General features: G+C 57.3%; 9 protein-coding genes and 1 pseudogene. 6 read left to right on the top strand and 4 right to left on the bottom strand.

Features of this window, described 5'->3' with window-relative positions; translation table 11 throughout:
• Positions 1–115: 115 nt before the first annotated feature.
• Together rsmA and WA354_RS20960 are read right to left on the bottom strand one after the other, a co-directional pair.
• A complete protein-coding gene (rsmA, locus tag WA354_RS20965) occupies positions 116–979 on the bottom strand; it encodes a 16S rRNA (adenine(1518)-N(6)/adenine(1519)-N(6))-dimethyltransferase RsmA (protein WP_472814969.1) in 864 nt (287 codons plus the stop codon).
• Positions 980–988: 9 nt separating this feature from the next.
• Entirely contained in the window at positions 989–1,780 is a 792-nt protein-coding gene (locus tag WA354_RS20960; RefSeq protein WP_472814968.1) for a GNAT family N-acetyltransferase, read from the bottom strand.
• Positions 1,781–1,938: 158 nt separating this feature from the next.
• On the opposite strand from WA354_RS20960, the gene glgA reads away from it, so the two are divergent.
• The gene (gene glgA / locus WA354_RS20955; RefSeq protein ID WP_472814967.1) at positions 1,939–3,393 is read left to right on the top strand and encodes a glycogen synthase GlgA; all 1,455 of its coding nucleotides are present in this window, start codon (positions 1,939–1,941) and stop codon (positions 3,391–3,393) included.
• Positions 3,394–3,442: 49 nt separating this feature from the next.
• Here the strand turns inward: glgA and WA354_RS20950 are convergent, their stop codons facing one another.
• Complete coding sequence (locus WA354_RS20950) at positions 3,443–3,937, bottom strand: ferritin-like domain-containing protein (protein ID WP_472814966.1); 495 nt, start codon at positions 3,935–3,937, stop codon at positions 3,443–3,445.
• A gap of 231 nt (positions 3,938–4,168) precedes the next feature.
• Here WA354_RS20950 and WA354_RS20945 point away from each other — a divergent pair.
• Positions 4,169–4,246: pseudogene (locus WA354_RS20945) on the top strand (hypothetical protein); the annotation flags it as partial.
• 622 nt (positions 4,247–4,868) lie between these two features.
• Positions 4,869–5,456 (top strand): outer membrane protein, encoded by a 588-nt coding sequence (locus tag WA354_RS20940; RefSeq protein WP_472814965.1) that lies wholly within the window; start codon positions 4,869–4,871, stop codon positions 5,454–5,456.
• Positions 5,457–6,020: 564 nt separating this feature from the next.
• Here the strand turns inward: WA354_RS20940 and WA354_RS20935 are convergent.
• Complete coding sequence (locus WA354_RS20935) at positions 6,021–6,902, bottom strand: aldo/keto reductase (protein ID WP_472814964.1); 882 nt, start codon at positions 6,900–6,902, stop codon at positions 6,021–6,023.
• A gap of 14 nt (positions 6,903–6,916) precedes the next feature.
• Here WA354_RS20935 and WA354_RS20930 point away from each other — a divergent pair, with 14 nt between their 5' ends.
• The 3 genes from WA354_RS20930 to WA354_RS20920 form a co-directional block, all read left to right on the top strand.
• Positions 6,917–7,483, top strand: coding sequence for an ArsR/SmtB family transcription factor (locus WA354_RS20930; RefSeq protein ID WP_472814963.1), 567 nt, complete (start codon positions 6,917–6,919; stop codon positions 7,481–7,483).
• Positions 7,443–7,946 carry an SRPBCC family protein gene (locus tag WA354_RS20925; protein ID WP_472814962.1) on the top strand — a complete coding sequence of 168 codons (504 nt, stop codon included), beginning with the start codon at positions 7,443–7,445 and terminating at the stop codon, positions 7,944–7,946. Before WA354_RS20930 ends, WA354_RS20925 begins: the two co-directional genes overlap by 41 nt.
• Positions 7,947–8,018: 72 nt before the next feature.
• Positions 8,019–8,349 (top strand): LIC_13387 family protein (locus tag WA354_RS20920; protein WP_472814961.1); only part of this gene is annotated, 331 nt, incomplete at its 3' end.

Raw genomic sequence — 8,349 nt, 5'->3', positions numbered from 1 at the left:
CGGCGGGGGTGGTGGGGGCGGTCACGTCAGCAGCGGTGGTGGCGGCGGAGGTGGCCACGCTGGTGGCGGTGGTGGAGCACCTGCGGCCGGAGGTCATCACTAGCTTCGGTTCATCTCAATCAACCTCAGGGGCCACTTCAATCGTCGAAGTGGTTCCTGCCGAATTCAGGACCCTCCACAACGCAGCAAGCGTTTCAACAGAAATAGCTTCGGCGCGGGCCTTTGAATCGATTCCGGCATCCGAGAACGCATCCGCAATAACCACTGCCTCAATCCCCGCCGCACGCAGATTATTCGCCAGCGTCTTTCGCTTCAACGCGAACACCTGTCGCAGAAATTTCAGGAATGGCGCACGTTCTACTCTCAGTTCCCGAAAGCGCGGAGCAAATCGCCAGCGAAACACCGTCGAATGCACCTCCGGCGGCGGCGAGAACGCGCTGGGTGGCAACGTGAACAGCCGCTCCACCGGCCCGTGCATCTGCACTGCGACCGAAAGAAATCCAAAGTCGCGCGAACCCGGCTCTGCCATTACACGATCGGCCACCTCGCGCTGCACCATCAGCACCGCGCGATCTAGCGCGTCTGAATTCTCAGCCAGTTTCTGCAGAATGGGAGAAGTAATGTAATACGGCAGATTGCCGGCGACCAAGAGCCGTTGTCCGGCCGCAACCGATGCCGCCGCAAAATCGAACGAAAGCACATCCGCTATTTCTATCTGGACCTTGGTCCCTTGAGCGTCATCGCCCAGCCCCGCTGCGCCGGCTGAAAACTCCGCCGAAAGTCGAGCAGCCAGTTCGCGATCAACCTCAAGCGCTAACACCTTTCCGGCTTTTGCCGCCAGTTCTCGCGTAATCGCGCCCATTCCCGGCCCGATTTCCACCACAGTTCGATCACTGCAATCGCCCAGCGCGGCAACGATGCGACGAATCGCTTGCTGATCGCGAAGAAAGTTCTGACCAAGCCTGGATTTGGGAGGCACGCATCGATGTTAGCTGACAGGACTCGTGTCGCACCCTGACTCAATTACCTCTTCGTTCTTGATGACTGCCAGATGGAAGGTACGGCGCTGCCTGAAACCGAGCCTCTCATAGAGCCGAACCGCGGGATTATCGTCAAATGCGTGCAGAAACGGAGTGCTGCCCTCGGCGGCGATGTCGCGCATGACCTCGCGCATTGTGACGCCGGCATAACCTCGCCCTCGCGCTTCAGGATGCGTGCACACAGCGCTCACCTCGACAAAACCCGGCACTCGCATGCGCTGCCCCGCCATCGCCAGCAACCGTTCGGCTGCGAAGACTCCGTAGAAATTTCCCAGTTCCATCGTTCGCTCGCGAAACGGGCCCGGTTCGGTGAGACTTGCCAGTTCCAACATCGCCGGGACGTCGGCGTTGCCGAGCCGTCGCAATGTAACGCCCTCAGGGAGCGTGCCCGCACCATCCAGATTCGGCTTCCGATAAACCATCTGCGTAAGTATTCCGCCACGAAAGATGCTCCAGGCTTTCGGCAGCGCTGGCTGGTCGGGAAGGAAGAGTCCAACCAGACCTCCAGGGCCCGCGAGCCGCCGCAACGCCTCATAGCTTGCCAGCGACTGATCCGGTGTTCCGGCCAGCGGTCCGATCGCCGCCGGATAACGACGAGCCACTCCATCGCAGAGCGCGAGTTTTCGATGCTCCGTGAGCAGCGCATTCAAAATCGGGCTGTCGAGAAGCGCCTCGCCGCTATCGGATTGGAGAATTTCAGCCGCGGCAGCGACATCAGAGCAGGCTTTCGAGGTGGGCATGTGTGAAAGATGATACTTGCACAGAAGGAGATGCGGAATCCTCGACGCAAAAACGAGCGTCAAAGCATGAGCATGTAGACTTGGCGGTTGGCCACGGTTGACTTAGGGAGCCGATTGGACTTCGGTTATACCGGCCGAGGAAGTCAAGGAGAAGAACAATGCAAATTGTCTTTGCAGCGTCCGAGTCCCTCCCCTTTGCAAAAACAGGCGGACTCGCCGACGTGGTCGGTGCATTGCCACAAGAAATTCTCAAGCTGGGTCACGAAGTTTCTGTCTATCTACCTCTTTATGCGACAGTTCGACCCCAGCTACCCAGCGAGCTAAAATATGCAATTCACTCGATCACTATCCCGTTTCCGCACGGCAACCGTTTTGCGGGGATTGTGGATGGCGGTGAACGCGATGGAGTGAAGTTTTACTTTGTAGATTGTCCGGAAATGTTTGATCGCCAAGGGCTTTATGGCAACAACGGCGACAGCTACGGCGACAATGCCGAGCGCTTCGGGCTCTTCTGCCGGGCGGTCCTGGAAGCATCCAAGATTATCGGCGTCCCCGACGTCTTCCACGCGCACGACTGGCAGGCAGCGTTGATTCCTGTACTGCTCCGAACGATCTACAGTGCTGACCCTGTGCTCAAGCATTGCGCAACGGTCCTGACAATTCATAACGCCGCATACCAGGGTTGGTTTCCGCCCTCGACCACGGAACAACTGCTGCTGCCGTGGGAGATCTTCACCTACGACAAGCTCGAGCACTTCAACACCTTCAACTTTCTCAAGGGCGGCGTTGTCTATGCTGACGTACTCACCACGGTGAGCCGTAAATATGCAGAGGAAATCCAGACACCGGAATTCGGAAGCGGCCTCGACGGCGCATTCCGCCAGCGCCACGAAGACCTGCACGGCATCTTGAACGGCGTGGACTACACCGAGTGGGATCCTGCGACCGACGGCAATCTCGCGGCGCACTACACACCCACAGATCTCTCGGGCAAACGCGACTGCCGCAAGGATCTGCTTCACGCCTTCGGCCTCGAAGTTCCTGATCAGACGCCGGTCATTGGCGTGTGCTCCCGCTTCGCTTCGCAAAAAGGCTTCGACCTGCTCGAACAGATTGCCGGCCGCCTGGCAGAGCGCGATGTAGCCCTCGTCGCTCTCGGAACCGGTGAGCCTTACTACGAAAAATTCTTCCGTGACTTTGCCTACGCCAACGCCGGCCGCTTCGCGGTGCAAATCCGTTACGACGACGCCCTTGCCCACAAAGTCGAAGCCGGTTCAGATATTTTCCTCATGCCCAGCCGTTTCGAGCCCTGTGGCCTCAACCAGATCTACTCCCTCAAATACGGGACTGTGCCCGTCGTTCGCGCGACCGGCGGACTCGACGACACCGTGGAGGAATGGAATCCCGGCCTCAACACCGGCACCGGATTCAAGTTCGGCCCCTACGACGCCCAAGAGCTTCTCAATGCCATCGACCGAGCTCTGGTCGCGTTCTACGACAAAAAGCAGTGGTCGCAGCTCATGCAAAATGGCATGGCGCAAGACTACAGCTGGAACCAGCCGGCCCGCGAGTACATCTCCGTTTACGAAGAGGCAGCGCGAAAACGAGCCTGAGATATTTTCAACGATTCAAAAGATGTCTGAATCTTGCTCGAACCGCCAGTTATGCGCCGTGCCCCAGAACCTTTGGAACATCGATCCCGAGCGCCGTAGCCAGATCGTGTTGGTGCTCCTGCTCCTGCGAGATGATCGTACGCAACTGCTCGGCCAGCGCATAGTGTCCCAGCGCCTCGGCCTGCCGCACGCGTTCACGGTAGTTCTTGATCGTCACCGTTTCATTATCCAGATCGAACCGCAGCATCTCTTCCGGCTTTTCTGAGAGCTTCACTTCCCTCGGAGTCGCTGTGGGCATCCCACCCAGGTAATCGATCTGATCGGCAATGACCAGCGCATGCTGCAATTCTTCGGCAGCATGTTTCTTCAACTCGCCCGCAATGTTCATCCATTGCGCACCCTTCAGCACATTGCTGTAAACGGTGTATGCGATGATCGCCTGGTATTCGCGTGCAAGGTCTTCATTCAGCGCGTTAATCAGCTCGTGAACGGCCTTGTCGCTCTTCTGATCCGAATTTTGATTCTGGATCTTCGTTTCGGGCATGAGACTTCCTTCTTCGTCAGATTGGCAGTTTGGCTGCGCAGACATCACGTCAGATGCGGTAAACCGGGTCGATGTTGGTTGCCATTTCACGTTTCAGACACCAATTTGCTCCACAGTACAGCACCACAACCGCTGAGATGCGAACGGGGGCGTGATTCCAGCACTGTTGCATAAGCGGCAGATTTCCCTTGCCAAGGGGCGAACTGACGCCGGTGCTGGTCTCGATTCCGTTCTCAAGAGATCGGCGACTTCCTCTACCACTGCCACCTCGGCGAGCATCAGGATGGCGGCATGACCCCATCCGCGTGATGGCAAACTCGCAGGTCGCCGATCGCCTCACAAACTGAGCGCAATCCTCGCGGATTATTTTGCCGGAATCACCGGCATGATAATCTGCGACGGATGATTCGCGTCGAGATAGATCGTGTTGTTCCCTCCTGCATCCGACGATTGTCTATCAGCGGTTCGCGGGGTGGGCGAATTCACACCGATCTGCTGGGATTGACCTGGCAATCGGCTGGTCAAGTCTTCAGCTTATTGATTCCACAGATATCCAGAGTGGGCAATAAATTGCCCATCGACCGGGTTCGGTGGCGTCAATCTGCAGCAAAGCCTGTGCCGGTTTTATCCCGGCCCGAAAAAATCCCGCTTTCTTCAGCAAGTACACCTCGATATTCCCCGAGGCTGCATCTAATGCGTCTAAGGGGATAAGGCGGTGTCCCTGTTTTTCCCGGGTCCCTCATTGATGTTGTGCAACCTTGGTATTGCTTGTTTAATGCGTCTAAGTGGATTAAGGCGCTGCCCCGGTTTTTCCCGGGCCTTTTATGATGTTATGCACCTTGGTTTCTGCTTGCCTGCGTAAACCGATTCTGTGCCATTCAACCGGGGCAAGCCGTCGTTACTAAAACCAACCTCAATCAGGAGATATGAAATGGGCGCAAAGCTCCTTGTCGCCATAGCCGTCAGTCTTGTTTCGGTTTCGTGCGCTGCCCAGGTAGCACCAGCGGTCTACACTCATCCTCCGCTATCCACCTCACTTGGCGTAGGAATGAACTATTGGTCGGGCGATTGGGGAAGCGGTGACATCAACAGGTGGGGACCCTCAGCCTGGGCCACCGTAACCATCTGGCACGACCTCAGTCTCATTGCGGAAGGTCACTCGATGATCGTGGGTGGGAACACGTCGAATTACAAATACTTCACGGGAGGAGGCGGTCTTATCTACACCTCGGATTACTGGGGCAGGTTTCAACCCTTCTTCAAAGGCGAAGCCGGTTATGCAAGCCTGTCGCATCCCCCGAATGCTTCCGGCCATTTGCACGATACACGCAATATCTGGACGGTCGGGGCCGGTGTCGAATACCACACGTACAAGCACCTGTGGACGCGAGTGGAGTATTCCTATGATTTCTTCCCAAACTTTCACAGCAGCGTAACCGGTCAGAACAACACCCTGAATCCGCGAGGCTTCACCTTTGGAGAGACGTATCGTTTCGGCGCGGCGGGCACCCGATACTGATCCAACCGGTGCAGCCCAAGAATCTGAGTGCGACGCACCAAATCCAGAGGGCATAAGAAAACCCCGCTTAAAAGGCGGGGTTTTCTTATCGGTAAACTGTTGGGATTGGACTAAGGCCATCGCGCTTGAAGCGATTGCCAGTGGCCCGGCGGTTCAACTCTCCCGCTGGGGCTTACATGGGGCTTGGGGCGCGATGCCCTAGGCCTCAGTCACCTCACGTAAGAAACTACTGGAACAATCATTTTGCATAGGCTGGATCAACCTCCTTTCCCGTGTACCTTCAACTTAAGCCGCATCGGGAATCACGTCAAGTCGCAAACCAACTCATGCTGAACAGCATGAATCGACGCAAATGACCAAGTTGGAAAGGATCCCCGCCCTGCGTCGCGATCCGATACCAACCGAATGCTCCGGCGTGCTTCCGATGTTGCAGAGAATGCACTCGAAGGCCGTATCCGGCCCCAGCTCCAGGCGCGAGAAGGATTGCGGGAGAAGCAACGTGCCTTTCCCGTACAGTCAAACAGATGCGATGATATTGCGAAATTGGGTTCGCGGGTTCGTTCGTTACACGAGCGCCAGGTTCATGTTGTCGATGGCTTCGTCGATCTCCTGCGTGCTCTTGAAGCCTACCGTTGCGCAATCGATGTTTGCCTTCTGAAAGGCGAAGCGCATCGCGGCCACGCGGTCTTCATGCTTCGTGAATGTGCCGTCGCCGCATAGCTTCATGCTAATGACGCCCATCCCCTCGCTCTTCACCTGCTTTACGTGGGCGACGACCTCAGGCACATTGCCCAGTTCAGGGCCATCGGGAATCTGACCGTCCATGCGCGTGCCGTTGTGGTTCATGCGGATCATCGCGACCTCGAGAAACTTGTTCCCCGGCACCTGCCGCAGTGCCGGCAGCCCATGCACCGAGGCGCCCCGTGTCTTGATGATCTGCTTTGACTGCGCTTCAAGCATCCCTTCCTGCCAATGCTTGGTCTCTTCCATCCAGTCGCCGGTGTGCTGCCAGTGCAGCAGCATGATGTCGAAGTACTCCGTCTGCGAAACGCGGCGCATCTCGTCAAACCGGCTTTGCGGATTGACACCGGGGTCGGTCGTCACCTTGTTCATCAGCTGATAGCTGTCCCGCGGATACGGCTTCAGCGCCTCACCCAGCATCCCCGGCGTCATGTACGCCTCGGCTGTCTCAAAGAAGCGAATGCCATGATCGTAGGCGTAAGCGATCAGCCGCGAAAACTCTTTCTGCCCCAGCGCAGCCTGCACATGCCCATTATTGCTGCCGGTGCCGAACGCCAGCCGCGTTACTTTCATGCCAGAATCGCCTAGCGTCACCATGTCCGTAGCCGTGCGGCGGGCAGCATGCAGCTGCAGCGTGCCCACGCTGGCAGCAGCGCCGGCAACGATCGTGGTTTTCAGAAAATCGCGTCGATTCAACGGGCTCATCGTGTCCTCCGGGGATGGGGGCTGCGCGTGCAGCCATTAGCCGAGATGGTAGCACGGCCGAATGCCGACCGCAGAACGCTGTGACGGACGGATCGAACAGGATTTCTGTCGCCCTTATAAGCTCTTTAATTTGTTCGATGCCGCTTTCGCTGCAAAAGCATTTTTCGCGAAATCAAATCTTCGCTCTTGACATCAAAACGGTTCGTGCTAACTTACCGTTAGTGGACGCTTACCTTCAAGCCGGACTCGATGCCCTGGCCGATGCAACCCGGATGGCGATTTTTCTAAAGCTCTCCGCGGGACCCATCGCCGTCAACGAGCTCGCGCGCATGCTCCCCGTAACGCGTCCCGCAGTATCCCAGCACCTCAAGGTGCTCAAAGATGTGGGCCTCGTGACCGACACCAAAACAGGAACACGCAGGCTCTATCAGCTCGACCCTGAAGGCGTAGCCCGGCTGCGTACGCACTTCGATCAGATGTGGACACGGGCGCTCAGCGCCTTTCAGAAAACCGTGGAAGAACCCACTGGAGGAGGTCGTCATGGCAAATCAGGCAGAAGAACTCGATCTAAGAGTGTTTAAGAGCATTCGTGTCAAAGCTCCCATTGAGCGCGCCTTCTCAGTCTTCGTCGAACAGATGGAGACCTGGTGGCCGGCAACGCATCACATTGGCAAAACGCCCTTCGAAGCAATCTTCATCGAGCCACGCGTCGGCGGTCGCTGGTACGAGCGCAACACCGAAGGCGCGCAATGCGACTGGGGCAAGGTCATCAAGTGGGATCCGCCCAATGCCGTGTGCCTCTCATGGCATGTCGGCCCCGGCCATGATTCACCGGAGTGGGCATTCGATCCGGACTTGAACAAAGCGAGCGAGGTCGAGATCCGCTTTCTCGCGGAAGGCCCCGACAAAACGCTCGTTGAACTCGAACATCGCAAGATCGAGCGTCATGGTGAAGGCGCCGAACAGCTTCGCGCTCTCTTTGATGGCCCCGGCGCGTGGTCTGGAATTCTCTCGAGCTTTGCCAAGCGGATCGAAGCCCTTTAGCCCTGCATCTTGCGGCTGGGTTCGCGGCCTGGCGAATCCAGCCAGCAGATTTCATTCAAGAATGGAGACAGTATGAAGCCCGTCCTTTACCTGCGTATCGCATCCATCCTTACGTTGATTCACTCCATCCTGCACACCATCGGCGGCCTCTTCGGCAAACCGCCTTCCAGCCAGGCGGCAATGGTGGCCGCATCGATGAGATACCGCTTCGAGGTTTTCGGCGTCATGCGCAGTTATGCGGATTTCTATCGCGGTCTGGGCCTCGGCATCACCATCGCCCTCACCATGGATGCCGCAATCCTCTGGCTGCTTGCTTCACTGGCAAGATCCGATTCCGCACGTCTCCGTCCCATCCTCGCCGTCTTCCTCATGGGCTATCTCGCACTTGCGCTCAACTCCTTCA

The organism is Occallatibacter sp. (genome assembly GCF_049802275.1).
In the GTDB taxonomy this organism is placed as follows: Bacteria; Acidobacteriota; Terriglobia; order Terriglobales; family Acidobacteriaceae; genus Telmatobacter.
This window is presented reverse-complemented; position numbering and strand designations above follow the sequence as displayed.

Coding starts and splice junctions, on each gene's coding strand:
- WA354_RS20930 (WP_472814963.1), top strand. CDS start 6,917: ATGGGGGCTGCGCGTGCAGCCATTAGCCGAGATGGTAGCACGGCCGAA.
- WA354_RS20925 (WP_472814962.1), top strand. CDS start 7,443: ATGGCAAATCAGGCAGAAGAACTCGATCTAAGAGTGTTTAAGAGCATT.
- glgA (WP_472814967.1), top strand. CDS start 1,939: ATGCAAATTGTCTTTGCAGCGTCCGAGTCCCTCCCCTTTGCAAAAACA.
- WA354_RS20935 (WP_472814964.1), bottom strand. CDS start 6,902: ATGAGCCCGTTGAATCGACGCGATTTTCTGAAAACCACGATCGTTGCC.
- WA354_RS20960 (WP_472814968.1), bottom strand. CDS start 1,780: ATGCCCACCTCGAAAGCCTGCTCTGATGTCGCTGCCGCGGCTGAAATT.
- WA354_RS20950 (WP_472814966.1), bottom strand. CDS start 3,937: ATGCCCGAAACGAAGATCCAGAATCAAAATTCGGATCAGAAGAGCGAC.
- WA354_RS20940 (WP_472814965.1), top strand. CDS start 4,869: ATGGGCGCAAAGCTCCTTGTCGCCATAGCCGTCAGTCTTGTTTCGGTT.